The sequence below is a fragment of the Yinghuangia sp. YIM S10712 genome (assembly GCF_051388935.1).
Lineage (GTDB): Bacteria > Actinomycetota > Actinomycetes > Streptomycetales > Streptomycetaceae > Yinghuangia.
In genome coordinates this window covers 116,911-140,250 of the sequence record NZ_JBPKBI010000010.1, presented here as the reverse complement: position 1 = coordinate 140,250, position 23,340 = coordinate 116,911, and the positions used below count along the sequence as shown (strand labels likewise).

The following is a 23,340-nucleotide window of genomic DNA, read 5'->3' as shown; positions in this document are numbered from 1 at the left end:
ATGCGGAGAAACCACAGATCGGACAACCGCGGCACCGACGTCGGGGACACCGCCTCCGCGGCGACCGCTCCGGCCCACACGCCCGCGCTCTCCTTCGCCGACACGCGCTTCGCGTACGGCGAACGCACGATCGTCGACGGTGTGTACTTCGACGTCGCCCCCGGCGAACTGGTCGCGCTGGTCGGGATGAACGGGTGCGGCAAAAGCACCCTGCTCAAGCTCGCCGCAGGGCTTCTGCGACCGGCGTCGGGAAACGTATGGCTCCAGGGGAAGGCCATCACCCGCCTGTCCCGTCGGGAAGCCGCACGCCGAGTCGCCTTGCTACACCAAAGCTCGCCGCCTGTGCCAGGCCTGACGGTACGTCACCTGGTGCGGCAAGGGCGCTACGCGACGCGCGGTCCCTTCGGCATGCTCCGCGACGGAGACGACGAGATATGCCTTCGCGCGATGGCCGACGCCGGCGTCACGCATTGGGCGGACCATCCGGTCGATGCCCTGTCCGGCGGCGAGCGGCAGCGCGTACGCCTTGCCCTGGTCCTGGCCCAGGACACCCCGGTGCTGCTCCTCGACGAGCCGACAACGTACCTCGACCTGCGCCATCAGCTCGAAGTACTCGAACTGGTCGCCACGTTGCGGCGGGACCGGAAACTGACCGTGGTGATGGTCCTGCACGACCTCGGCCACGCGGCGCGGTACGCGGAACGCATCATCGCACTGCGTGCCGGGCGCGTGGTCGCGGACGGTCCACCCGGCGACATAGTCACGCCCGCTCTCCTGCGCGACGTCTTCGCCGTGGCCGGGCGCGTGGGACTCGATCCGCAGCGCGGCTGGCCCATCTGTTATCCGGACTCGCCGCTGGACGACACGCCCGCACAAGACGCCACCCCGGCAACGAACACAACAGATCACCGGGCACAGGCTCCGGAGCCGCGCCCATGATGCTTCACCCCGGTGGCAGCTCGGGCAACGGCAAGTCCAGCAGCCCGACCGCCTGCCGGTGCGCACCCGTCGCACAGATGGCGACGATTCCACCGTCTGCCCCGAACTCGACCGCCTTGCCCGTGACCGGGACACCAAGCACTTCCGTGGCGAAAGGCACCTGGAGATGTTCCTCGAACATCGCGAACAGGCCGGTCAGCTCCTCGTCTTCGCCCCAGCAGTCGACGACGGCCTCGGCGACCAGGGCGCCAGGGCCTGATTCGCGGCTCGCACGACCCCACTCCACCGCCGGACACCGGCGTCCCACGCCGCACGGAGTCAAGCTGGTCCAACCGCCGCGCCACCCACCGCTGCCGGCACGGCCGCTCCAGCGCCATACCCCGCGATGCGAACCGTATCCCGAACGCATACGTCCGCGAAAACGACATCCTCGCCCACTTGCTGGCGCTGCACCTGATGCGCACCGGTGAGGGCACCGCTCCGAACCCTGCAGGTGCACTCGCACAGCTCCGCGCCGACGACATCGAGCTGATCTACGACCAGACCAGCCGCACCGTGACCGCGAACACCGAGAAGAGGAAGATCGCCATCGGCCTATGAACCCCCAGCGCCTACCGGCACCGGACAGCCGGTCGAGCGCGCGACTGACATCCAGCGAGGTGCCGCCACACGCAACCGGTCGTCCGCACGTACACAACCGCGGCGAGCACCGCCTCGTCGTCGATGTTCGCCGTCCCGCCGCCCTGCGGACGCACCCTGGCCGGCGGCAGCAACGGCTCCACCACCCCCACAGCCCCTCAGGAACGATCCAACCCCACCGCGAACTGCCCATGACATGCCATCGAGTTCGCAGCCACGTAGGACACGGCCACGCGTCGACCAGGCCCACGTGCTCGATCGCGGCGCGCCGAGTAGCCCGATTGGTGCGGCGCGTCGCGTTGTCGGCGTGCGGATGCATGCCCGCTCCGGCTGGAACCTTGATGAGCCACGCGCCGACAAAGCGTTCATCCCCGGCCCCTGCGAGTCGCGTCGCGGTGGCCCCGGGTGGAATCGGAGAATTCGGGACGGGAACGGCATACCTGGCGACTAGGCAAGCGAGGACGGGCCATGGCCGGTGCGAGCGGAGGAGCAGGACGTCCCGTGCACACGGGGGCGGTCATGAGCGGGCTGTCGAAGGTGTTCGAGCTCAACCCCGCCGGCCTCAACTGGCCGCGCGGGGTGGTGTTCCTGGACGTGGCGCTGGTGCCGCTTGTCGTTTTTTGGGTGATCGGGCACGAACAGTACCTTCTCAGCGCGTTGTTCGGCCTGCTGTTAACCGCGCTGGCCGACCCGGGAGGCGGCTTCGGGTACCGCGTGTCGCGCATCGCCGTGTTCGCGCTGACCGGCGCGGGGGTGACGGCGCTGGGGTTCGGCATCGGGGGGCAGGCCTGGGGCTGGCTGGTACTGGCGGTTTTCGCGGTGACGCTGGTGGCCGGCATGGCGGTCGTGTTCGGGGTGCACAGGTTTGTTGCCGCCCTGCTTCTGAACCTTTGGTTCATCGTGGCCCTCGGGTTGGCGTCCAGCCTCCATCAGCACCCCCGTGTCACCAGTCACACCTGGGCTCAGGTGCTCGCCTGGTCAGGGGGGTCGGCGCTGTGGATCGCGGCGACACTTATCGGGCGGCTGATCCGCGGGCGCGGGGACCGGCCCCAGCCGGTCTCGGAGCTCCCCGGTGGCATCTCGCGGAAGAAGCTGACCAGGCCGCTGATCCTGTTCGCGATGATCCGGGCCGGGGCGATCGGCGGGACCGCCGCGCTCGCCTTCGGGCTGGACCTCTCGCACGGGGTCTGGATGCCGATCGCGGCCGTCGTCGCCATGAAGCCGGACCTGAGGCAGGCCACGCTCGTATCCGCGCAGCGCGTCGCCGGCGCGCTGATCGGCGCTGTCGCGGCTGCGCTGTTGCTGTTGCTGCCCATCGGGGAGCACGGACTCAGGCTGTTCGCGGTAGAGCGCGGACTCGAAGTGGTCGCACTCGTGCTGTTGATGCACGGGGCAGCGATCCGTTTTTGGAACTACGCCCTCTACAGCGCGGCCATCGCCGCAGGAGTGCTCATCCTGGTGGACCTTCCGCAGCCGACCGACTATGCCACCGAGGGCTACCGGGTCCTGTGGACGGTATGCGGCGTGGCAACCGGCCTGCTCGGCATGCTGCTTGCCGGCCTGCTCGCCAAACGCACCGCCAAAGCACCGCCACAACCGGCCTGAACTTGTTCCGCTCCGGCTCAGACCCTGGCGGGAGGCCTTCTCCATCAATGCGACGCGGCCATCTCGCCTGGCTGGCCCGTTACCACCACCCGGCATACATAGGAAGGCCACCAGCCTGCCGTCCCCGCAGGCGCTGCCGGGCGGCGCGCCGTCGAGTTCGGGAACGAGCGACGCTCGGCGGGCGGCGGGCTGCGGTGCCCCGTGCGTGAAGGGCCTGCCCGGACAAAGGCGTACGGCCATGTCGAAGTCATCGAACACGACGCCCCTCGGGGTGCTGGTTCTCCACGCGCGGCTTCCCGCATGGCTGCGTATGGGGCGGCTCGGCCGAGGTGAAGCCTGCTTGGCACGTCCGAACACCCGCCGGTGCGTGTGGTCGACGTCGACGAACGCCACCTTGCCGACGCCGGGCAGCAGCGGCGTTCGCGCGGCGAGGCGGGCGAGGAAGTCCCGGTGCACCGAGTGGAGTTGGCGGTTGTGGCCGTGGATAAACGAGCGCAGGAACGTGCCCAGCGTCGACGGCACACGCACCCCGCCGAACAGGGCGTTCATCGCGCCGTGCCGCAGCCGGTCGGCGTCGTCGATCGAATCGGCCCCGTGCGCAGCTCCTCGACCACCACCCGGGCCGACCCGCCCGCTGCCCGGACCACCGGGCTCGGATGCGTCGCACCCGGGCGCACCACGGTGTAGAAGTACCGACCGCCGGCCGCGATCGGAGCGGACACCTGAGGAATGCGTTTGACCGCGTCGTACAGGGCCTGTGCCTGGGCCACCGCCTCGGGGTCCAGATGGTCCTGCCGCAACTGCTCCTCGTCGAGACGCCACGTGTCCCGCTCCGACGTCGTCGGCTCGTTCGACCCGCGGGTGCCTGGTCGCGTCCCTGGCCTGTGTGCCTTCCGGCCGGTCCGTGCTCATCGCGGTGTGCCTCCACTGACATTTGTGGTGCCGCAGGTATCGGGGGCATCGCGACCGCCGGCTGGCTCAGAGCCGTTTCCTTGGTCGCGCCGGGCCAGGCTGACGCTTCGTGCCCTGCGGTCCGCGCGTGGACGGGTGGTCGCGTCAGGTCTGATCCGCGATCAGCGTGCCGCCGACGCCGACACGGTCGTCGGGCTGGGCGATGAGTTCCACCAGGACCGAATCACGGAGCTCTTCGCCGAGCACGGTCCCGACGGCGTCTGTGACAGCGGCGACGAGTTGGGCCGCGATGTCGCGGCCGTCTGGTCGGGCGAGAGCGCCGGCGCGGATGCCAAATGTGACTTCGGGGATTGCCGTGTGGTCGAAGCTGCCTCCGACGGCCCATCGGTGCGGCGGGATTCCGACAAGTCGCACGACCACCAGCGGGCGCGCCCATTCGCCGTACACAGCGACGACCGCTTCGGTGAGGGCGGAGACGAGCTCGGGCTCCCGCTCCGACAGCTGGGACTCCGCGGCGTAGACGGTGAGGTGAGGCATGATGGATCCAATCGTCAACAAATTATATTTGCAAGCAAAGGTACTTCGTGGAGTCTGAGCTGTCCACCAATGAGGCCGTCCGCGCGCTGCTGCTGTTGATGCCGCGTCTGGTGGGACGGGCAAAGCGCCTGCCCATGCCCGATGTGTTGCGCGAGCTGGACCTGGCGCCGCGCCATCTCTCGCTGTTCGCGCAACTCCAGTACGACGGGCCGCTCACCGTCGGCGAACTGGCCGAACGGCTCGAAGTAGCCCCGACCACGGTGAGCCTGATGGTGGCCGACCTGTCCCGCCGGGGCGTCCTGCACCGCCGGGAGGACGACGCCGACCGGCGACGGCGGATCGTCGAGATCGCCCCCCACATGGCCGCCGCGGTCGAGGGTTGGCTGGGCGCCAGCGCGCGGGCGTGGGACACCGCACTCAGCGGCTTGACCGCCGACCAACGGCACACGGTCGTCCAGGCGCTGCGGGACTACGAGCACGCCCTGGAACCCGATCACCCCGGGCCGTCGTAGCCCCGGCGGGCGCGGTCAGACTGTGCGCCGGGGTTCTCCTGTACTCCAGTCCCAGTTGGTGATCGTGGCGCGCATCAGTCTCGAAGCACTCGACAGGTGGCTGTCGGCGCCCCAGTAAAGGGTGAGCGTGCGGCGGCAGTCGGGGTTGTCGACCGGGACCCAGGCGACGGGGGCACGCGTGGTGCTGCGGCGGGCGATGGCGGGAGCCAGGCCGATGCCCAGCCCGGCGCTGATGAGGTCGGCGATCGCGCTGTGCTCGTCGCTTTCGCAGACGATCTTCGGGGTGAGGTCGTGGGCGGCGAACAGCCGGTCCAGCAGCCGACGCAGCCAGTGCCCCTCGCGCGCGGTGACAAAGGACTCGCCGGCGAGTTCCTCGATGGTCACACACGCCCGGCCTGCCAGCGGATGACCGAGCGGCAGCCCCACCCCCACCGGCTCCTCGAACAGCCGCATCGAATCCAGGCCCTCGGCGTGGATCGGTTGCGAGGCGACGCACAGATCGACCTCCTGGGCGCGCAGGCGGCGGGCCATGTCCTCGGGCGGCGACCAGTGGAGCTCGATCTCGACCTCGGGGTGGGCTTTCTTGTACGCGGCCAGCGGCCCGGTGAGCGTCAGGAACGTCTCCGACGCCAGTCGTACCGCGCCCAGGCCCTGGCTGGTGGCCTCGGCGACGGCGCGCCGTCCCGCGTCGAGTTCGCCGAGGGCGCGTTCGACGTGGTCGCGGAAGATTCTGCCGGTGTCGTTGAGCCGGAGCCGGCCGCTGCGGTCGAACAGCGGTACGCCCAGTTCGCCCTCCAGCCGGGCGATGGTGCGGCTCAGCGACGGCTGGGCGATGCGCAGCTCTTCAGCGGCCCTGCTGAGGTGCTCCAGCCGTGCCACCACCAGGAACTGCCTGAGCGAGTTCAGCTCCATCATGACCCTCAAGACATAACGACATAGCAATATTCGCCTTGGACAAGATAACTCCATCAGCATAGCTTCGGAGGCGCAGCAGAGCAGAAACTCCACCGCGAAGAAAGGGCCGAGTCAGCGATGACCACACAACTTCGGCAGGACGAAGCCAGGATCCGCCGACAGGTCGACATGATCGTCGAAGGCCTGCAAAGCAAGGACCTCGCGGCTCTGCGGCACGTCTACGCGACCGATGTCGTGTCCTTCGATATCCAGCCGCCGCTCCAACATGTCGGCCTGGAGGCGAAGCTCCAGAACTGGACGCCCGCCTTCACCCTCTTCGAAACCGTGAACTATGAGGTTCGCGACCTGACACTCACCGTGGGCACGAACATCGCCTTCGGATACGCCTTCGCCCGACTCGGCGGCACGCTGAAGAACGGGACCACGACAAGTGGCATGTGGGTCAGGGTCACGTACTGCTTCCGGAAGATCGACGACGCCTGGCTGATCGCACACGACCAAGTCTCGGTGCCGCTCGACATCGCCGGCGGCAAAGGAGCGGTCGACCTCCAACCTTGACACGGCAGTTCGACCGACACGAGGCAACTGTCCCAGGCGACCGACACCCGACCCACCACCCCCCTCGCCGCGCCCGCGGCAACACATCCATGGAGCAAGCCATGCACGAAACCACCCGTACCGCCCCCGCACTCGCCGCGATTCCGGGCTATCTGGCCGGCACGTGGAAGGCCGACCCAGTGCACTCCGAGATCGCCTTCTCCGCGCGCCTCCTCACGATCAGCAAGACCCGTGGGCGCTTCACCGCCCACGACATCACGCTCATCACGGACGAGGACCCCCTGCGCTCGTCGGTCACCGCGACGATCGACCTCGCGTCCATCGACACCGGCAACGAAAAGCGCGACCACCACCTCCGCGCCGCCGAATACCTCGACGTCGACAACCACCCCACGATGAACTACCGCTCGACCGGGGTCCGCCAGACCGGCGACGGTTGGGCGGTCGACGGCGAGCTGACCCTGCACGGCGTCACACGGCAGGTACCGCTCACCCTCAAGGTGAACGGGTCCCAACCGGACCGGCGAGGTGCGCAGCGGGCAAGCTTCTCCGCGACCGCAGCCATCAAACGCCGCGACTTCGGCATCGACGCCGGCGGCCGCACGATCAGCAACAGGGTGTCGATCACCCTCGACATCCAGGCCGTTCTGCAGAGGTGAGCACCGGGACTGGCGGCCGCCCCGCCCCATCGACCGACCATGTGGTGTTCCGGTCCCGCCGTTCGATCAAGCTGGATCGGGACACCCCGCCACCCTTCACACCGTGCCCACCGAAAAAACCCCGCCATGCCTGTCGATCCCGGCATATCGTGCCGGCCAAGGCCTCAGCCGTGCGCCGCGTTCGGGGGGCTCCGGGGCTTCCGCGGTCGTGGCGACCAGGGACTACTGCTTGAGCAGCGATACCGCCTGGGAGAGGGCCGGGTCCTTGCCTGTGGAGACGTCCGTCGCGGTCAGCGGCGCGTAGATGTCCGGGGGCACGCCGATGCCGTCGACGATCTCGCCGTTGGCGCCAATGGCGCGTTGCGAAGGGAAGCGGATCGCGCTGGTGTTGTCGTTAAGCGTGTATAGCCGGGCGGGGCCGGAGTTCACGCCCGCGGTGCGGGTCCCGATCAGGGTGCCCAGGTGCAGGTCCTTGACGCCTGTCGCGAACGCCTCGCATGCCGAAGCGCAGCCGTCGTCGGTGAGGGTGACCATGGGCAGGTGCAGCAGCGGGGTGTTGTCGTCGACGCGCTGGGGGTCGCAGCGGCCGTTGGCGTCGCAGAAGGAGAGCACCGTCGCGTCGTGGACGAAGGCACCCAGCAGTACGTTGCCTTCGTCGGCGACGCCGCCGCGGTTGCCGCGCACGTCGAAGATCACGCCAGTGAGCTTCGTGGTCGCCTGGAGATCGGTGATGGCCTTGAGGATCTCCTGGGCGACGCCCGGGGAGAAGGCGTCGAAGCGGATGCGGGCGATGCCGCCGTCCAACACCGTGGCGTCGACGTGCGACTGGGGCGGTGCGGGCAACTCCCCAGGGGGGACCGTCAGTTGCCGCGTCTCACCGGTCGCGGGACGGCGTATCGCCAGCGTCACCGGGGTGCGTTGCGGAGCAGGCGGACGCAGCAGGTCCAGGACTCCCGGGTTGAGCTTGCCGCTGGTGAAGGCCGGGACACCGTTCACCGACTCGATGACATCGCCGGGTGCGAGTCCGGCCGCCGCGGCGGGGCCGCCCGGGGCGACCGAGGTGGCGAACAGCGGTCCGGTGAAGTCGGGCGCGGTCTCGGCTCGCGGCAATGCGTAGTTCAGGCTGACGCCGAGGCCCCACCGGGGAGCGCCCTGCCCCGGGGCGACGCCGGACGCCTGGTAGGCGGCGTGGTTGTCGTGGAGGGCGGCGAGCATGCCCTGGATCGCGACGACGGCGAGGGACGAGCGCAGCGCCTGGTCGTCCGGTACCGCGTCCAGTACCTCTTGGAGGCGCTTGGCGAAGCGCGCCCAGTCCTTGTCGCGGTGGCCGGTCAGGGCGGGCAGCACGGCGTTCGGCTGGTCGACACCGCGCTTGCGCAGTTCGCGGACGACGGCCTGGAAGGCGTACTGGAGCAGCGTGCGGTCGTCGAGCCGGGAGCCGCCGTAGTAGTTGTCGAACAGGCAGTAGTACGCCTGCTGCACGGTGGTGACGGACGTCGGGACCGGCGCCTGCGCGGGCGGCTGGGGCCGGTTCGGGTCCTGCGCGACACAGGCAGCGGGCCGGCCCGCCGAGTCGGCCGAGGCGGTGATGTCCGGCACGACAATGCTCCCGGCGACCAGGCCGCCGGCCAGTACGGTCACACCTGTTGCGGCCAGCACGCGCCGCTTTCGAGTCAGTGCCCGTCGGCGGTCGCCGCGCCGTCGGCTGATCGGCCCGGGCGCTGACGTCGGGTCCTGGCGCGGTCCGCCGTCGGCTTCCGTGGTTGCTCCTGCGTCGGCCTCGGTCGGTGCGTCGGTGGTGGGCATGTCGTTGCTCATGTGGGCTGCTCCCGAACTCGCGTCAGTCCTGCGATCGCGGCGGCACCGCTGTCGGTGCGTCGGCCGCGCTGACGGATGTTCTACCGAGCGGGCGGTTTCACGGCGGTTTCGTCGACGCCGTGGGGAAGCTGACGGTGACCACCAGGCCGCCGCCGGCCCGCGCGACGGCGGTAAGCGTGGCGTCGTGGGCGGAGGCGATCGCCGCGACGATGGACAGACCCAGGCCGAGGCCCGGGGAGTCGGCGGTGCGCACGTTGCGGGCCGGACGGGTCGCGTCGAGGCGTTGGAACGGCTGGATGATCCGTTCGAGGGCGTCCGCGGGTACGACCGGGCCGGTGTTGGCCACGGTGACCACGGCACGACCGCTCTCGGTGGCGGTGCCGATGTCGACGTGTCCGCCAGGCGTGTTGTAGCGGATCGCGTTGTCGAGCAGGTTGGTGACCAACCGTTCGACGAGTGCCCGATGACCTGTGGTGACGGCCGCGCCGGTCGACGGGCGCACCGTGACGTGCCGCTCCGCCGCGTCCGTGCCGCACCCGGTGATGCTCTCCTCGACGAGCCTGGCCAGGTCGACGGGGTGGCGCACGTCGATGCCCGCGTGACCGCGGGCGAGGGTGAGCAGCGCTTCGATGAGCCGTTCCTGCTGCTCCCCCGCAGCGAGTATCCGCTCGTGGGCGGCACGCAGGGACGCGACACTCGGCTCCGGATCGGCCAGCGCGACCTGGCCCAGCGCGCGTTGCCGGGCCAGCGGCGTACGCAGCTCGTGGGAGGCGTTGGCGACGAACTGCCGCTGTGCCTGGAAGGAACCTTCGAGCCGGGCCAGCAAGGCGTCGAACGTGTCGCCCAGCTCCCGCAGTTCGTCCCGTGGTCCGTCCAGGGCAAGGCGCCGTTGCAGGCTGGTGGCCGAGATGTCCCGTGCGGTGGAGGTGATGGTCCGCAGCGGGCGCAGGATGCGACCGGCCACCACCCAGCCGAGCAGCACGGACGTCAGCGCCATCAGCCCCAACGCGAATCCGGACTGTACAAGCAGGGTGTGCAGCATGGCGGACTTCTGGTGGTCCACGCTCCGCCGGACCTCCTGCTGAAGGGAGTCCACGGCGGCCTGGTCGCCGGGCCCGGCGTTCGGCGGCGCCCCGTCGCCGGGCGCAGGAGCGCCCACTGTCACCGCACGCTTGACCACAGCGGGCGGACGGTCAAGAGCGCCGGCCACCAGCGCGTACGTGACCGCCAACAGCGCCGCACCGCACACCAGGAACAGCCCGCCGTACAGGGCGGTCAGCCGCAACCGCACGGTGCGGCGAGGCCGCCCGGGGCGCACGATCCGGGCGGTGAGGCGACCGGGCCCCCACCGAAGAACCGTCCGGGGGATCAGCCGAACGACTCGCCCTGCCACCCCGCTCAGGCGACTTCTCCGAGCATCCGGTACCCCCGGCCGGCCACGGTTTCGATGACCGTCGGCGCCCCGAGCTTGGCCCGCAACCGGCTCATGGTGATCTTCACCGCGCTGGTGAAGGGGTCAGCCGTCTCGTCCCAGACACGTTCGAGCAGTTCCTCGGCGGAGACCGCGCGGCCCCCGGCGGCCAGGAGAAGTTCGAGCACGCCGAACTCCTTGGGGGTGAGCGCCAGCGGCCGCCCGGCCCGCACAGCGGTGCGCCGGGCGGTGTCGACGACCAAGTCGCCGTACCGGACCGAGGGCGGGACGGCCGGATGGGAGCGGCGGGCCAGCGCGGTGATTCGGGCGACAAGCACCGGGAAGTCGAAGGGCTTCGGCAGGTAGTCGTCTGCCCCGAGGCCCAGCCCGTCCACGATGTCGTCCGCCGTGGCCGCGGCGGTCAGCATCAGCACACGGCTGCGGCCACCAGCAGCGATCAGCGCCGCACAGACATCGTCACCGTGTGTGCCAGGCAGGTCTCGGTCCAGCACCACGACGTCGTACGCATCGCGGTCGGGCCCCAACACCTTTTCCAGCGCCGCCTCTCCATCGAACGCCAGATCGACGGCCATCTGCGCACGCCGCAGACCCACCGCCACGACCTGCGCCATCTCCTCATCGTCCTCAACCACAAGCACTCGCATCGCCCGTCACCACCCCGTTCGGCGACCCCGCGTCCCGCAGCTTAGCCGGGCCGTCGATGCGCACCGGGCCAGGTCGCGTAGCCTTCCTGGCCGCACCACATGGGTATGCCAGCGTCATCTTGAAGGGGTGTGTCAACTCAACGGCTGTCTGGGTCTGTCCAGCCAACGGCTCTTCCAACATTTTCGTAGGCGCTGATCGCCTCAACTCACCTATTTTGTGGGCTGGTTGGTGTCAGGCTGGTGGTGTGTGTTGCCGTCGTGGAGGACCTGCTGCCGCAGCTGGCCGCGGTGCAGGTCGAGCGTCTGGAGGCCGGCGGGGACCTGCTGCGGATCACGGCGCGGACCAGGGATGACACTGCGTCGGCGTGTCCGGCGTGCGGGCAGGTGTCCGGCTGGGTGCACTCGCGTTACGTGCGGCACGTCGCGGACGAGGCGGTGGGCGGTCGCGCGGTCGTGATCGACTTATCGGTGCGCCGCCTGTACTGCGAGAACCCCGCCTGCGCGAAGACCACCTTCGCCGAGCAGGTCCCGGGACTCACCGAGCGTTACCAGCGCCGCACACCGGCCCTGCAGGAGGTGGTGGACGCGGTCGCCGTGGCACTGGCCGGGTCGGCCGGAGCCCGCCTGCTCGGTGTGCTGGCTGTCCCGGGCGAGCGTGCTGAACTGCCTGATGCGGAACACGCCACCCGCCCGGCAAATCCCCGGAGTGCTGGGCGTCGACGAGTTCGCCCTGCGCAAGGGCCACCGCTACGCCACCGTCCTGACCGACGCCGAGCCCGGCGAGACGATCGAGGTACTGCCGGACCGCAGGATGCAGACGGTCACCGCCTGGCTGAGGACCCACCCCGGCATCGAGGCCGTCTGCCGGGACGGGCCGGGGGCTTCGCCCAGGCCGTCACCGACGCCGACCCCGCGATCGTGCACGTCATGGACCGCTGGCACCTGTGGCACGACCTGGCCGAGGCGGTCTGCAAGGAAGTCGGCTCCCACAGCACCTGCTGGGCCAAGGCCGACCCGCCCCTGCGCGACGGCACGCGCGCGCAGACCACCCACGAGCGGTGGCAGCAAGTCCACCGGCTGCTCGACGCCGGCGTCGGCCTGCTCGAATGCTCCCGCCGACTGGGCCTCGCCCTCAACACCGTCAAGCGCTACGCCCGCCACAGCCAACCAGAGCGCTGGTCCAGGCACCGCAGTACCGGGCCTGCCTGGTCGACCCCTATCGCGACCACCTGCGCCGGCGCCGGGCCGAGAACCCCGCGGTGCCGGTCACCCACCTCCTACGCGAGATCCGCGAGTTGGGCTACACCGGCAGCGCGAACCTCCTGGTCCGCTACATCAACCAGGGCCGCGTCGAAGCCGACCATGCGGCCCTCTCCCCGCGCCGGGCCGCCCGCCTCCTGCTCACCCACCCCGCCCACCTGCGCGAAGCGAACCAGGTGTTATGCGACCAGCTCGCCGGATCCTGCCCGGAGATGAACGCACTGGCCGCCTCCGTGCGCGACTTCGCCGTTCCGCTGACCCCGGACGACGCCAACAGCGAGGCACTGACCGACTGGATGGCCCAAGTCCGGGCAGCGGACCTGCCCTTCCTGCATTCGTACGCCACCGGCCTCGAACGCGACCGCGCGGCCGTCGACGCCGCCCTGACCCTGCCCTGGCACAACGGCCGCACCGAAGGCGTCAACAACAAGATCGTTATGTGGAATCAGGGGTCTATCAGGTAGTTGGTGTACGGGTCTTCGTTTGGTCTAGCGGGTGGCGGTGGGCTGGTTGGCCTACCGCCGTCCGGCGGACAGGCGTCCGTCGAATGCCACGTCGAAGGCGTTCATCGCGCCTTTCCAGCGGTTGTTCCAGCGTTTGCGGCCGCGCCCGGTGGGGTCGAGCGCGAGCGTCGCGAGGTAGAGGCGTTTGAGGGCTGCGGTCTCGTTGGGGAAGTGGCCGGAGGCGTTGACGACGCGGCGGTAGCGCGCGTTGAGCGACTCGATGGCGTTGGTGGTGGAGATGACGGTGCGGATCTCGGGGTCGAAGGCCAGGAACGGGGTGAACTCGGCCCAGGCGTTCTCCCAGAGTTTGACGACGGCCGGATAGCGGGTGCCCCAGATATCGGTGAACTCGACGAGCCGTTCCAGCGCGGCGGTTTCGTTCGCCGCGGTGTAGACGGGCTTGAGGTCTCTCGCCAACGCCGCCCAGTCCTTGCGGGACGCGTAGCGGAAGGAGTTCCGCAGGAGGTGGACCACGCAGGTCTGGACGACGGTGCGGGGCCAGACGTTCGCGACCGCGTCGGGCAGGCCGGTCAACCCGTCGCAGACCAGGATCAGGCAGTCGGCGACGCCGCGGTTCTTGATCTCGGTCAGGACCTGCTGCCAGAAGCGGGCGCCCTCGCCGCCGGGGCCGGCCCACAAACCGAGGATGTCGCGGTAGCCGTCGGCGGTCACGCCGAGGACGACGTAGACGGGCCGGTTCGCGACCTGGCCGTCGCGGATCTTCACGTTCACCGCGTCGACGAACAGCACCGGGTAGACCGGGTCGAGGGGACGCGTGCGCCAGTCGGCCATCCCGTCCAAGGCCTGGTCGGTGATGGTGGACACGGTCTCCTTCGAGGTGGTCACCCCGTAGACCTCGGCCAGGTGCGCGACGACCTCGCCGGTCGTCAGGCCCTTCGCGGTCAGCGAGATCACCAGGTCGTCGAGGCCGTCGGTGCGTCGCTGGTGCTTCGGCACGATGCTCGGCCTGAAGGTGCCCGCGCGGTCCCGCGGGACGTCGATGGTGACCGGGCCGGCCTCGGTCAGGACGGTCTTGGGGCGGTACCCGTTGCGGGCGTTCCCGCCCTTGCGCGCCGACCGGCCCGCCGCCGCGGTCGCCCCGAGCCCTTGGCGCATTCGGCTACGACGCTTGGCCTCGACCGGGGTGCACGGCGTTGCTCAGGGAGCCGCCGTAGCCGTCGGCACAGCCGCGGCGACAGGTACGGCCTGGTGGATCCGGCACCTGTGACCCCAACGGCAGGACCGCGGTGGACCGGCACCTATCCCGAATCGCCAGCCCGTCCCGTGCCGCGGCGGACTCGATAACGGCGACGGCATCGCGAAGGCGGGTCACCACCCAGTTGCCGCAACCGGGAGTTCTGCGTGCTCGCTCATAGGATCGCGGATGAGCCAGTCCTTAAGGTTTCGGTCGGCATGCCGATCGCGAGGGTTTCGTGGGCGATGCCGCGCTTCAGGTCCGCGAAACACGGTCGCGTCCACAACACAAGTGTTGATCCAGGTTTGCTCGTAGCCGGATCTCCGCCCCGAAGGAAGCGCCGCGTCGAGGCGTATGACGGCCTCACCGTGACCGCGCGACAGCGCACGCTCCCGGCGCCCGCGACTCGCGGGCGGCGCACGTGTCGCTTGCCTCAGCGTGGTGAGAGGCGCCATGTTGCCGAGATTGCCTCCACGCGCTGTGGCCACCTAACCAGCCCGGAGCGACGATCGGAGGACGTGGATCCGCAATCGGTCTTCGACCCGAAGGAGACCCGAACTGGCATGGACGCCTCGGGGGAAGCACCCGCACCGGGAACCGTGCTGGCAGCCTGGGCGACGCAGTCCAACAACAGGTCTGCGGCGCACCCGAGTTCGGCAGGTACACGATTCGCCTTCTACGGGCGGGTCTCCACCGAGGACCACCAGGACCCGGCGACATCGAAGGCGTGGCAGCTGTTGCGCGCGCAGGCGCTGACGTCGGGCCACGGCCGCGTTGTCGCGGAGTTCTTCGACGTCGGGCACAGCCGCTTACTCCCCTGGGCCCGCAGACCGGACGCCGCGGCATTGATTGCGGCACTTGCGGATCCCGACCGCAGTTTTGATGCGATCGTCATCGGGTCAAGCGAACGAGCCTTCTACGGACAGCAGTTCGCGACGATGGCGCCCCTTTTCGCCCATTACGGCGTGGCCATGTGGGTGCCCGAACTCGGCGGCGAGGTCGACCCGAGCCTGACAGCCCACGACGAGCTCATGGTCCTGCTCGGTATCCTGTCCAAACGCGAGGTCGCGCGAGCCCGCATGCGAGCGCGGACATCGATGACCGTGCAAGCCCGGGACCACGGCCGCTACTTGGGAGGCCGGCCTCCGTACGGCTACCGCCTCGTCGACGCCGGGCCGCACCCGAACCGCGCCCTCGGCCGCCGCGGCGTCCGCCTCCAGCGTTTGGACATCGACCCGACGAACGGACCGGTCGTCACCTGGATGTTCCAACAGCGCCTCGCCGGCCGCAGCATGGCCCGCATCACCCGCGCGCTCAACGACATGAAGGTCCCGTGCCCGTCCGCTGCCGACCGCGCACGCAACCCGCACCGCACCGCCGGAGCGTGGACGCTCCCCGCGGTGCGCGCTGTGCTGGGCAACCCGCGCTACACCGGCCGCCAGGTCTGGAACCGGCAACGCACCGACCACGACCTCATCGACCCCGACAACACCACCCTCGGCCACCGCGACGTCCAACGACGCAACACCCCCGACGAGTGGGTGATCTCCGAGAAACCCGCACCCCGGCCCTGGTCAGTGAGGCCGACTTCGTCGCCGCGCAGAACATCCGCGTCGGCAAGAGCGCACCCGAGCACCGCTATCAGCTCGCCGGGATACTGCGCTGTGGGCGCTGCCGACGCCGCATGGAGTCCTGCTGGTCCAACGGCCACGCCGCCTACCGCTGCCGACACGGCCACACGAGCGCCACGCCCCGCAACGCGAACCGGATGCCGAACGCGTACGTCCGCGAAGACGCGATCCTCGCCCACCTGCCAGCGCTTCACCTGGTGCTCACCGGCGAAGACACCGCACCGGATCCCGCGGGTGCGCTCGCACGGCTCCGCACGGACGGCATCGAGCTGATCTACGACCAGACCAATCGCACCGTGACCGCCGGCACCGAGAAGAAAGAGAGGATCGCCATCGGTCGATGAACCCCCAGCGCGACCGGCACCGGACGGCCGGTCAGAGCGCGACCGACGACCAACCCCAATCGAAGGAGAGGATCGCAGAGACCAACCCGGGAAACGACGAACACCCGCCTTGGCCGAGGCCAAACGCGGGTGCCGATCGATGCTGCCCTGAATCATGCCGTTATGGGGCAATTGTGTGTCCGAGGGGGGACTTGAACACTACACACATGCCATGTCGCAAGGCGCGCAGCAGATTGCGGTGCTGTGATGTCGACGGCAAGCGCAGCCCCGATGCGCCGAGTTGGTAACACCCGAGATCCCCGGGCCTCCGCAGTTCGCGCCGTCACCCTGATCATGGGCGCCGTCGCCGGCCTCACCTTCCTGTTCGGTTTCGGCAACGTCTGGGCACTCGCCCTACGCCTCGGCGTACTTCCCTGGGTCGCACCCCTGGTCGCCCCGGCCGTGGACCTGTCGATCCTGGGGCTCCTGCTCGCGATCCGGCGGCTCGTACTCGACGGCGCCGACGCCACGGTGATCCGGCCGGCGCGACGGCTGCTGGTGTTCTCCAGCGTCATGACTCTCGCGCTGAACGTCGCCGAGCCACTGATCACCCAGCACTACGGCCGCGCAGCGTTCGACGCCGTCGGACCACTACTGCTCATCGGCTGGGCCGAGGTGGGCCCCGGTCTCTTGGAAATGCTGAATCGCCACCCAGACCGCGAGGGATGGACGTGCAACGGCACCGCTGCGCATCAAGCGCATCACGACAAGGATCTACGCAAGGACGGGCAACGGACGGCTGCGGTGCCTCTTCAACCGGTTCTGCAAGCTGACGCCGACTCCCCGGAGGACACACTGCTTGCGCTTGCAAAGGCTGCTGATCAGCGGCACTGGGAGGTGCACCGGCGTCCGATCTCAGCCGAGAATCTGCGCAAGGAGCTTCGTGTCGGCGCCTATCGATCACGGCAACTGGTGGCGATGCTCAGGGAAGGACAGTTGCCCTCTCGGAGCCGGACAGCAACGGGCGTTGAGTTGGCGAACGAGGTACGCGTATCGAGGGAAACCCAGAGTCGAGAGACGGCTCCCAGCGGTCGGTGACCTCGACGAACGGCCGCAGTGGCGACTCGGGCCCCCAAAGGGACCGGCGCGGCCGGGCCGAAGCTCCCGGCCGAAGCCGTCGCAAGATTCCCGCCGGTCCAGCAGATCAACAACCAGAAAGTGGCTGTGACGGCCCCATCGTGGACCGCTGATGACCACGACGGCTCCGGGCGCCGGGTGGCCTCCAGGCGCAGTCCAAGCAGCGCCAGGTATCCGGCGCGGAAGGCGCTGACCCGCTCCACAAGCTCACGCATCAGCATGGCGTAGGTTCGGCAGGCGCCGGCAATCACCACCGAGGGCACCCGCTTCGACACCGTTCTCGAAGGGCGGGACTCGTACCAGGTCGGGGTCGACGCCGGTGCCACTGACGCCTTCCCGCACCTGCGCCACCTGGTGTTCTTTTGCACGTTGGCCGAGAGCCCGGACCGGCCTTCGAACTGGTCATCGGCGACCCGATCGCCAAAGTTTGGGAATTGAAGCGGCGGGGCGGCAAGGACATCCGGCTGATCGGGGGCGGCGAACTGGCCGGCGCCCTGTACTCGGAGATCGACCGGCTCGTCGTTAAGGTTGGCCCGCTGACCATCGGCACGGAATTCCGCTGTTCGGCCGCGGCGCGAGGTTCGATCCGCGCCCGTGGCGGCTGACCGAGCACACCGTCCTGGGCAGCGGTGCGGTCTTCCTCACCTGCACGCGCGACTCGGCCAGGTGGGGGTTGTTCGGTCCCGACCACAGCGATGGAGCAGTTGTTCGACCCGCCAGCGGCTGTGCGGCGAGCATGCGGGGGCACCTCACCGGCCGCCCGGGGCACGTGCCCCGGACCGTCCCCGGCGCGCCTGTACTCCCGTCGTCGTACGCTCCGGCCCCGCAGCCGCCCTAGGGTGATCCGCGTGACCGGTTCGTTCCGCTTCGGCGGCCTTGCGCGGCCGCTGTCGCCGCAGGTCACGGACCTCCTGGTGACAGCGGTGGTCGGGGTGCTCACCGGCGCAGACGCGGCGGTCAACGACGACGGCCACCGGCAGGCTGACGAGGTGACGTGGCTGCTGTTCGCGGTGTCGGTCGCCGCGTTGACCGTGCGGAGCCGGTGGCCGGTCGCGGTCGCGGTGGTGACCGGGGCGGCGGGTGCCGGGTGGGCGCTGTACGGGCACATCGGAGAGCTGCTCAACCTGCCGGTCATGGTCGCGTTGTACGCCGTGGCCGTGCGGGGGTACCGGCGGCGGACGATGTGGACGGCCCTGATCGCGGCGACCGTGTCGGGCGTGGTGTCGCTGATCGCGGGGCTTGATGTGGCGCAGCCGCGCGGCGCGCCGGTCCTGGAGATGTTGTGGCCGCTGGTTCCCTTGCTGCTGGGCGAAGTGGTCCGCAATCACCGGGAGTTGACGCAGGAGTACGCACAGCGGGCGGTGCGTGCCGAGGCCGAGCGCGAACGCGAGGCGCGGCGCCGCGTGCAGGAGGAGAGGGTGCGGATCGCGCGGGAGTTGCACGACGTGATCGCGCACACCGTGTCCGCGATGACGGTCCAGGCCGGCGTCGCGTTGGACGCGCTCGATGTGCGGCCCGACCTCGCGCGCGACGCGCTGCGGCAGGTGCGGGCGTCCGGCAAGGAGGCGGTCCGTGAGCTGCGGGCGACGGTGGGGGTGTTGCGCGGGCCTGCGGACGCCACCGGCTCGGGGGAGGCCGATACCGCCCCGGCTCCGCGGTTGGGTGAATTGCCGGAGCTGGTCCGCCGGATCGCTGTCCCGGGGCTGCGGGTGTCGTGTCATGTGGACGCGGTGGACGGGGAGTTGCCGTATCTGACGGAGTCGGCTGCGTACCGGATCGTGCAAGAGGCGATGACGAACGTGATCAAGCACGCGGGAGCGCGCCACGTCGCGGTGTCGGTGGCGGTCGTCGGGGACCGCCTCGATGTCGAGGTGGCCGACGACGGGGACGGCGGTTCGGCGGGCGGCGTGTCGGCCGGCGAGGCGGTCGGCGACGCGAACGGGTACGGGCTGCTCGGCATGCGCGAGCGGGCCGCCGCTGTGGGGGGCACGCTGGCTGCCGGGCCGATCGCGGGCGGTGGCTGGCGCGTCCACGCGTCGATTCCGCTGACAGACGAAAGGAACACACCTTGATCAGAGTGCTGCTCGCGGATGACCAGGCGGTGGTCCGGGCCGGTTTCCGGGCGCTGATGGAGCTGTCCGGCGACATGAGTGTCGTCGCCGAGGCGGCCGACGGCCTCCAGGCGGTCGAACTCGCCCGCAGCACACGGCCGGACGTGGTGCTGATGGACGTCCGGATGCCGCGCGAGGACGGTCTCGCGGCGACCCGCCGGATCGCGGCGGATCCCGGGCTGGCGGATGTGCGGGTGCTGGTGGTGACCACCTACGAGGTCGACGAGTATGTGTTCGAGGCACTGCGTGCGGGGGCGGCCGGGTTCGTGCTGAAGGACATCGAGCCGGACGAATTGCGCACGGCCGTACGCACGGTCGCGGCCGGTCAGAGCCTGCTCGCACCCGGGGTGACACGGCGGGTGATCGAGGAGTTCGCGCGGCTCGGCTCCCCGGGTGCGGCGGCTGCGGAGCGGCTGGCGCCCCTGACCGACCGCGAGCGCGAGGTGCTGGCGGCAGTGGGCCGGGGGCTGTCCAACGACGAGATCGGCGCGGCGCTGCACATGAGCCCGTTGACGGCGAAGACGCACGTCAGCCGGGCGATGATGAAGCTCGGCGCGAGGGACCGCGCGCAACTTGTGGTGATCGCGTACGAGACCGGCTTGGTACGCGCGGGAAGCTGAGGGCGGTCGGTCGGCGGCTCGGAGTAGGGCCACTACGACGAACGGAGCAGTCGCCGACTCGCGAGGGCGGATTCCCGGACCGTCGCGCGTCCGTAGCGTCGGTCACATGATCGAACTACACGACCTCACGAAACGCTACGGGGACCGCACCGCCGTCGACGGGCTGTCCTGCACCGTCCCGCCCGGCCAGGTCACGGGATTCCTCGGGCCGAACGGCGCGGGCAAGTCGACCACCATGCGCATGATCCTCGGCCTCGCCGAGCCGAGCGCGGGCGAGGCGACCGTCTGCGGACGCCCGTACCGCGAGCTGGCCGCGCCGCTGCGCGAAGTCGGCTCGCTGCTGGACGCGAAGGCCGTGCACGGCGGCCGTACCGTCCGCGGGCATCTGCTCGGTCTCGCCCGCAGCAACGCGCTGGGACGCCGCCGCGTGGATGCGGTGCTGGCGGACGTCGGCCTGACCACAGTCGCCGGCAAGCGCACGAAGAGCCTGTCGCTGGGGATGGCGCAGCGGCTCGGTCTGGCGGCTGCGCTGCTCGGGAACCCCCGGGTGCTGATCCTCGACGAACCCGTCAACGGGCTCGACACCGAAGGCATCAGGTGGCTTCGAGATCTTCTGAAGTCCCTTGCGGCGGAAGGCCGGACGGTCCTCCTGTCGAGCCACCTGATGAGTGAAATGGAGCTGACCGCCGACCACTTGATCGTGATCGGTCGCGGCAGGCTGATCGCCGACACCAGTATGCGCGCGTTCATCGAGGCGCATTCCGGCGGCGCGACGTTCGTCCGCACCTCGGACGCCGACGCCGGCCGTCTGCGCGGCGCCTTGGAGGCGCAGGGCGCGACGGTACGCCTGCACGCGCGCGGTGGCTGGCGGGTCGACGGCGTGGACGCCGCACGCATCGGCGAGACGGCCCGCGCGCAGGACATCGCGGTACACGAACTCACGCCGCTTCTCTCCTCGTTGGAGGACGTCTACACGCGGATGACGCGGAGCGCGGTCGAGTACCGGGGCGTGGGCGCGGCCGACGACACAGCGGATGCCGACGAGATCGCGAAGGAGTTTGTCCGATGACGACGATGACGACGATGACCCCCGGTTTCCGGGAGGCGCTGGCATACGAGTGGACGAAGTTCACCGGCCTGCGCTCGACGATGTGGACCACGGCCGCCATCGGCTTGCTGACCGTCCTGGGTGCGGTCTTCGTCGGTGCCACGGGCAGCCTTCAGGACGACGACACGGTGCTCGGGGGCAGCCTGAGCCTGAGCGTCGTGTCCCTCATGATCGCGGGAGTGGTCGGCGCGCTCACGGTGTGCGGCGAGTACTCCAGCGGCAGCATCGGGGTGACGCTCGCCGCCGTTCCGCGCCGGGGGCGGGTGCTGGCGGCCAAGGCGGCGCTTGTGGTGGGGGTGCTCTACCCGCTCGCGCTGGCCACGTGCGCAGGGGCGTACCTCGTCGGCGACGCGGTGCTTCCCGAGGGGAGGCACCCGCAGGGAGACGCGTTCCCCGCACTGTTCGGGATCGCCGGGGTCTTCGCCGTCGCGGGGGTCTTGGGCCTGGCCGTCGGTGTGCTCCTGCGGCACGCGGCCGGGGCCGTGGCCGCCGTGGTGGGCGTGATGCTGCTGCCGTCGCTGCTCGCACCCCTGTTGGGCGGCGCCGAGCCGTGGGTCGCGGGGGCGACGCCGACCGCCGCGCTGGAGAAGCTGACCCAGACATCCGACGCCGACCCTGAAGCCCTGGGCAGCCTCGGCGCCTGGCCTTCCCTGGCCCTGGTGGCGGCGTACACCTCGGCGCTCGCGGCGGTCGCCGCGTGGCGGCTGCAGCGCCGCGACACGTGACCGATCGCCCGGACATGCGCATTTCCGGGGCTTCCCGACATCCATCCGCCGAAGACTTGGGCCTCCACCCCACCCGGTCGGCAACTCCGGTCTCTCAAGCGGGAGGTGCCGACCCGTTGCGGCGTCCGGCGGTTCGTCCGCGCAAGTTCGCCACCACTCGCGTTCTCCACCAGAGTGCCCGCAAACGGGCCCGTACCCGAACGGGCCGATCCTGTGGCTTCTTCCAGCCGCTTCCCGGTGGGCGACGGTCGCACCAACGGGCCGTCGAACAGCGCGATTTCGCCTGCGGTCGACTCGAAGGTGGTACGTGTGCTTGCTCGCGGCGTCCGAGGCGGCGGACCACTGCGTCCGTCCGTCGTCGCCAGCGAGGACTTCGAGGACAAGGAAGAGGTCATCGCCGTTACCCTGCGCGCCCGTGTGGAGGCGGTGCTGGCCACCTCGTCCGGGACGCCCAATTGAGTACGGAACCGCGTAGGAAAATGTGCGGACCTTGATCGAGTACGGGCTGGCCACCTTGAACAGGGTTCTCCCCGTGTTCGCCGGCGTGTTTGGCCACCCGAAGGTGCTGGCGCGGTTCCACGAGTTGGCCGGCCACAGCGGAGGAGTCCTCGGCGGCGGGGGCCTCCCGATTACGTTCGCCGCCTACCTTGGCGGCGAGCAGGAGCTTGGGCGCGTCCGATCGGATGTGAATCCCGAAGCGACCGCCAGCCTTGTTGTCGGAGCCTGCCACGACGTGACGCTGCCCCGCCTGTTCCACGGAGTCCCCGGCAACGACATTGCGGTCCCCACCGGGTTCGTGGACGGACTCGTCACCATCCTGCACGGCATCGCGCCGCGTCCCTGAGCCCGGGCGCCCGCAGTCAGTCGAGCAAGAGGCCGAACAGGTCGCGTAGCCGCCGAAGCGGTACGGGTGATGCGGGGGCCTCGTGCAAGGCCCATCCGGTGGCCGTGCGTTGCATCTTGCCCACAGGCGAGGTGGTTCCCGGTTCCGGCATGAGGAAGTGCTCGACCTGTACGGAGCCTGTGCGGCCGGTTGCCACGTCCCGCACCCGCAACGCCGTCGTTTCCATCGCATTCGTCCTCGGAGTGTCCGCTGCAGTGGGCACGGCCAGAAGAAGAACTGTCTCCAGCAATGGCGGAGCCACTGCGAGAGTCACCGTGACCGTTCCGTTGCGGACCACGCGCGCGAGGCCGTTCGGCATCTCCACACGCCACCCCAGGGTGTGGTGGGCCGGGGACAGGGCTCGCATGGCGGCGTCGCAGGCAACGGCTGCCAGGAAGCACTTCGGCACCCCAACCAGTTCGAGCGACACGGCCGGAGACGGCTTGCCGGCGGCCGTCACCAACGACATTCCGGCGCTCTGCGTGCCGGCCCCTGGGATGGTTGGGACAGAAGCCGCCTGAGCCGAACCTGCATCGGCGGTGGCGGAAGGATCCGCTTGTGGCTTGCCTGGCTACCGAGCGCTGCAACGGAATTCCGGCTGACGGCGGACGCGGGGAACTCGTGGCATCAAAACACTCGGTTTCGGGTCGGGCGGCGGATTCCGCGGCCCGACC

At 70.0% G+C, this 23,340-nt stretch carries 26 protein-coding genes and 5 pseudogenes; 19 read left to right on the top strand and 12 right to left on the bottom strand.

Translation table 11 applies throughout. From position 1 onward, the window contains the following. On the top strand, positions 1–939 hold the full coding sequence (locus ACRX5W_RS20815; RefSeq protein WP_436789731.1) for an ABC transporter ATP-binding protein: 939 nt from the start codon (positions 1–3) through the stop codon (positions 937–939). Between the two features lie 4 nt (positions 940–943). Here ACRX5W_RS20815 and ACRX5W_RS20810 read toward each other — a convergent pair whose 3' ends face one another. Continuing rightward, on the bottom strand, positions 944–1,225 hold the full coding sequence (locus ACRX5W_RS20810) for a hypothetical protein (RefSeq protein WP_436789730.1): 282 nt from the start codon (positions 1,223–1,225) through the stop codon (positions 944–946). 152 nt (positions 1,226–1,377) lie between these two features. Between ACRX5W_RS20810 and ACRX5W_RS20805 the strand changes: the two genes are divergently transcribed. Further along, a complete protein-coding gene (locus ACRX5W_RS20805) occupies positions 1,378–1,539 on the top strand; it encodes a hypothetical protein (protein WP_436789729.1) in 162 nt (53 codons plus the stop codon). A gap of 11 nt (positions 1,540–1,550) precedes the next feature. Here ACRX5W_RS20805 and ACRX5W_RS20800 read toward each other — a convergent pair whose 3' ends face one another. Beyond that, positions 1,551–1,721 (bottom strand): transposase, encoded by a 171-nt coding sequence (locus tag ACRX5W_RS20800; protein ID WP_436789827.1) that lies wholly within the window; start codon positions 1,719–1,721, stop codon positions 1,551–1,553. 376 nt (positions 1,722–2,097) lie between these two features. Here ACRX5W_RS20800 and ACRX5W_RS20795 point away from each other — a divergent pair, with 376 nt between their 5' ends. Continuing rightward, positions 2,098–3,183: an FUSC family protein gene (locus ACRX5W_RS20795; RefSeq protein ID WP_436789728.1), complete on the top strand. Its 1,086-nt coding sequence runs from the start codon at positions 2,098–2,100 to the stop codon at positions 3,181–3,183. A 545-nt stretch (positions 3,184–3,728) separates the two neighbouring features. Here ACRX5W_RS20795 and ACRX5W_RS20790 read toward each other — a convergent pair. Together ACRX5W_RS20790 and ACRX5W_RS20785 are read right to left on the bottom strand one after the other, a co-directional pair. Beyond that, on the bottom strand, positions 3,729–3,983 hold the full coding sequence (locus tag ACRX5W_RS20790; protein ID WP_436789727.1) for a hypothetical protein: 255 nt from the start codon (positions 3,981–3,983) through the stop codon (positions 3,729–3,731). Between the two features lie 256 nt (positions 3,984–4,239). After that, positions 4,240–4,632, bottom strand: coding sequence for a tautomerase family protein (locus ACRX5W_RS20785; RefSeq protein ID WP_436789726.1), 393 nt, complete (start codon positions 4,630–4,632; stop codon positions 4,240–4,242). A 98-nt stretch (positions 4,633–4,730) separates the two neighbouring features. Between ACRX5W_RS20785 and ACRX5W_RS20780 the strand changes: the two genes are divergently transcribed. Continuing rightward, positions 4,731–5,144 (top strand): MarR family transcriptional regulator, encoded by a 414-nt coding sequence (locus ACRX5W_RS20780; protein WP_436789826.1) that lies wholly within the window; start codon positions 4,731–4,733, stop codon positions 5,142–5,144. A gap of 15 nt (positions 5,145–5,159) precedes the next feature. On the opposite strand, the gene ACRX5W_RS20775 is transcribed toward ACRX5W_RS20780, so the two are convergent. Next, complete coding sequence (locus tag ACRX5W_RS20775) at positions 5,160–6,059, bottom strand: LysR family transcriptional regulator (RefSeq protein WP_436789725.1); 900 nt, start codon at positions 6,057–6,059, stop codon at positions 5,160–5,162. A gap of 117 nt (positions 6,060–6,176) precedes the next feature. Between ACRX5W_RS20775 and ACRX5W_RS20770 the strand changes: the two genes are divergently transcribed. Together ACRX5W_RS20770 and ACRX5W_RS20765 are read left to right on the top strand one after the other, a co-directional pair. Beyond that, a complete protein-coding gene (locus ACRX5W_RS20770) occupies positions 6,177–6,617 on the top strand; it encodes a YybH family protein (RefSeq protein WP_436789724.1) in 441 nt (146 codons plus the stop codon). 101 nt (positions 6,618–6,718) lie between these two features. Beyond that, a complete protein-coding gene (locus tag ACRX5W_RS20765) occupies positions 6,719–7,276 on the top strand; it encodes a YceI family protein (protein WP_436789723.1) in 558 nt (185 codons plus the stop codon). A gap of 222 nt (positions 7,277–7,498) precedes the next feature. Here ACRX5W_RS20765 and ACRX5W_RS20760 read toward each other — a convergent pair whose 3' ends face one another. The 3 genes from ACRX5W_RS20760 to ACRX5W_RS20750 form a co-directional block, all read right to left on the bottom strand. Then, positions 7,499–9,094, bottom strand: a complete 1,596-nt coding sequence (locus ACRX5W_RS20760) for a S41 family peptidase (RefSeq protein ID WP_436789722.1) — start codon at positions 9,092–9,094, stop codon at positions 7,499–7,501. 97 nt (positions 9,095–9,191) lie between these two features. Next, on the bottom strand, positions 9,192–10,412 hold the full coding sequence (locus tag ACRX5W_RS20755; RefSeq protein WP_436789721.1) for a sensor histidine kinase: 1,221 nt from the start codon (positions 10,410–10,412) through the stop codon (positions 9,192–9,194). 80 nt (positions 10,413–10,492) lie between these two features. Continuing rightward, positions 10,493–11,170 (bottom strand): response regulator transcription factor, encoded by a 678-nt coding sequence (locus ACRX5W_RS20750; protein WP_436789720.1) that lies wholly within the window; start codon positions 11,168–11,170, stop codon positions 10,493–10,495. Between the two features lie 240 nt (positions 11,171–11,410). On the opposite strand from ACRX5W_RS20750, the pseudogene ACRX5W_RS20745 reads away from it, so the two are divergent. Beyond that, a pseudogene (locus tag ACRX5W_RS20745) lies at positions 11,411–11,650 on the top strand (transposase family protein); the annotation flags it as partial. A 190-nt stretch (positions 11,651–11,840) separates the two neighbouring features. After that, positions 11,841–11,981, top strand: a pseudogene (locus ACRX5W_RS20740) (transposase); the annotation flags it as partial. Here ACRX5W_RS20740 and ACRX5W_RS20735 read toward each other — a convergent pair. Then, positions 11,918–12,112 carry a hypothetical protein gene (locus tag ACRX5W_RS20735; protein ID WP_436789837.1) on the bottom strand — a complete coding sequence of 65 codons (195 nt, stop codon included), beginning with the start codon at positions 12,110–12,112 and terminating at the stop codon, positions 11,918–11,920. The pseudogene ACRX5W_RS20740 and the gene ACRX5W_RS20735 sit on opposite strands and share 64 nt — an antisense overlap. A gap of 317 nt (positions 12,113–12,429) precedes the next feature. Here ACRX5W_RS20735 and ACRX5W_RS20730 point away from each other — a divergent pair, with 317 nt between their 5' ends. Next, positions 12,430–12,894 (top strand): transposase, encoded by a 465-nt coding sequence (locus ACRX5W_RS20730; protein WP_436789719.1) that lies wholly within the window; start codon positions 12,430–12,432, stop codon positions 12,892–12,894. Between the two features lie 51 nt (positions 12,895–12,945). Here the strand turns inward: ACRX5W_RS20730 and ACRX5W_RS20725 are convergent. Next, positions 12,946–14,037: pseudogene (locus ACRX5W_RS20725) on the bottom strand (IS256 family transposase); the annotation flags it as partial. Between the two features lie 309 nt (positions 14,038–14,346). Between ACRX5W_RS20725 and ACRX5W_RS20720 the strand changes: the two are divergent. The 3 genes and pseudogenes from ACRX5W_RS20720 to ACRX5W_RS20710 form a co-directional block, all read left to right on the top strand. Continuing rightward, positions 14,347–15,633: pseudogene (locus tag ACRX5W_RS20720) on the top strand (recombinase family protein); the annotation flags it as partial. 32 nt (positions 15,634–15,665) lie between these two features. Then, positions 15,666–16,103, top strand: coding sequence for a zinc ribbon domain-containing protein (locus ACRX5W_RS20715; protein ID WP_436789718.1), 438 nt, complete (start codon positions 15,666–15,668; stop codon positions 16,101–16,103). A 333-nt stretch (positions 16,104–16,436) separates the two neighbouring features. Next, positions 16,437–17,180 carry a DUF2637 domain-containing protein gene (locus tag ACRX5W_RS20710; protein WP_436789717.1) on the top strand — a complete coding sequence of 248 codons (744 nt, stop codon included), beginning with the start codon at positions 16,437–16,439 and terminating at the stop codon, positions 17,178–17,180. 164 nt (positions 17,181–17,344) lie between these two features. On the opposite strand, the pseudogene ACRX5W_RS20705 reads toward ACRX5W_RS20710, so the two are convergent. After that, positions 17,345–17,449 (bottom strand): annotated as a pseudogene (locus ACRX5W_RS20705) (TetR/AcrR family transcriptional regulator); the annotation flags it as partial. A gap of 204 nt (positions 17,450–17,653) precedes the next feature. On the opposite strand from ACRX5W_RS20705, the gene ACRX5W_RS20700 reads away from it, so the two are divergent. The 7 genes from ACRX5W_RS20700 (at position 17,654) to ACRX5W_RS20670 (ending at position 22,627) form a co-directional block, all read left to right on the top strand. Continuing rightward, positions 17,654–17,824, top strand: a complete 171-nt coding sequence (locus ACRX5W_RS20700) for a hypothetical protein (protein WP_436789716.1) — start codon at positions 17,654–17,656, stop codon at positions 17,822–17,824. Positions 17,825–18,067: 243 nt separating this feature from the next. Beyond that, on the top strand, positions 18,068–19,291 hold the full coding sequence (locus tag ACRX5W_RS20695; RefSeq protein ID WP_436789715.1) for a sensor histidine kinase: 1,224 nt from the start codon (positions 18,068–18,070) through the stop codon (positions 19,289–19,291). Then, positions 19,291–19,950 carry a response regulator transcription factor gene (locus tag ACRX5W_RS20690; protein ID WP_436789825.1) on the top strand — a complete coding sequence of 220 codons (660 nt, stop codon included), beginning with the start codon at positions 19,291–19,293 and terminating at the stop codon, positions 19,948–19,950. Before ACRX5W_RS20695 ends, ACRX5W_RS20690 begins: the two co-directional genes overlap by 1 nt. A gap of 106 nt (positions 19,951–20,056) precedes the next feature. Further along, complete coding sequence (locus ACRX5W_RS20685; RefSeq protein WP_436789714.1) at positions 20,057–21,019, top strand: ABC transporter ATP-binding protein; 963 nt, start codon at positions 20,057–20,059, stop codon at positions 21,017–21,019. Further along, positions 21,016–21,783, top strand: coding sequence for an ABC transporter permease subunit (locus ACRX5W_RS20680; RefSeq protein ID WP_436789713.1), 768 nt, complete (start codon positions 21,016–21,018; stop codon positions 21,781–21,783). The genes ACRX5W_RS20685 and ACRX5W_RS20680 overlap by 4 nt, the downstream gene beginning before the upstream one ends. A gap of 309 nt (positions 21,784–22,092) precedes the next feature. Then, positions 22,093–22,242: a hypothetical protein gene (locus tag ACRX5W_RS20675; protein WP_436789712.1), complete on the top strand. Its 150-nt coding sequence runs from the start codon at positions 22,093–22,095 to the stop codon at positions 22,240–22,242. A gap of 22 nt (positions 22,243–22,264) precedes the next feature. Further along, the gene (locus ACRX5W_RS20670; protein ID WP_436789711.1) at positions 22,265–22,627 is read left to right on the top strand and encodes a hypothetical protein; all 363 of its coding nucleotides are present in this window, start codon (positions 22,265–22,267) and stop codon (positions 22,625–22,627) included. 16 nt (positions 22,628–22,643) lie between these two features. Here the strand turns inward: ACRX5W_RS20670 and ACRX5W_RS20665 are convergent, their stop codons facing one another. Next, positions 22,644–23,135, bottom strand: a complete 492-nt coding sequence (locus ACRX5W_RS20665) for a hypothetical protein (protein WP_436789710.1) — start codon at positions 23,133–23,135, stop codon at positions 22,644–22,646. Positions 23,136–23,340 lie beyond the last annotated feature (205 nt).

Excerpts from the sequence above, each read along its gene's own strand:
- ACRX5W_RS20795 (WP_436789728.1), top strand. The coding sequence starts at position 2,098 with ATGAGCGGGCTGTCGAAGGTGTTCGAGCTCAACCCCGCCGGCCTCAAC.
- ACRX5W_RS20815 (WP_436789731.1), top strand. The coding sequence starts at position 1 with ATGCGGAGAAACCACAGATCGGACAACCGCGGCACCGACGTCGGGGAC.
- ACRX5W_RS20775 (WP_436789725.1), bottom strand. The coding sequence starts at position 6,059 with ATGATGGAGCTGAACTCGCTCAGGCAGTTCCTGGTGGTGGCACGGCTG.
- ACRX5W_RS20785 (WP_436789726.1), bottom strand. The coding sequence starts at position 4,632 with ATGCCTCACCTCACCGTCTACGCCGCGGAGTCCCAGCTGTCGGAGCGG.
- ACRX5W_RS20765 (WP_436789723.1), top strand. The coding sequence starts at position 6,719 with ATGCACGAAACCACCCGTACCGCCCCCGCACTCGCCGCGATTCCGGGC.
- ACRX5W_RS20685 (WP_436789714.1), top strand. The coding sequence starts at position 20,057 with ATGATCGAACTACACGACCTCACGAAACGCTACGGGGACCGCACCGCC.
- ACRX5W_RS20710 (WP_436789717.1), top strand. The coding sequence starts at position 16,437 with ATGGGCGCCGTCGCCGGCCTCACCTTCCTGTTCGGTTTCGGCAACGTC.
- ACRX5W_RS20760 (WP_436789722.1), bottom strand. The coding sequence starts at position 9,094 with ATGAGCAACGACATGCCCACCACCGACGCACCGACCGAGGCCGACGCA.
- ACRX5W_RS20680 (WP_436789713.1), top strand. The coding sequence starts at position 21,016 with ATGACGACGATGACGACGATGACCCCCGGTTTCCGGGAGGCGCTGGCA.
- ACRX5W_RS20780 (WP_436789826.1), top strand. The coding sequence starts at position 4,731 with ATGCCGCGTCTGGTGGGACGGGCAAAGCGCCTGCCCATGCCCGATGTG.
- ACRX5W_RS20750 (WP_436789720.1), bottom strand. The coding sequence starts at position 11,170 with ATGCGAGTGCTTGTGGTTGAGGACGATGAGGAGATGGCGCAGGTCGTG.
- ACRX5W_RS20770 (WP_436789724.1), top strand. The coding sequence starts at position 6,177 with ATGACCACACAACTTCGGCAGGACGAAGCCAGGATCCGCCGACAGGTC.
- ACRX5W_RS20665 (WP_436789710.1), bottom strand. The coding sequence starts at position 23,135 with ATGTCGTTGGTGACGGCCGCCGGCAAGCCGTCTCCGGCCGTGTCGCTC.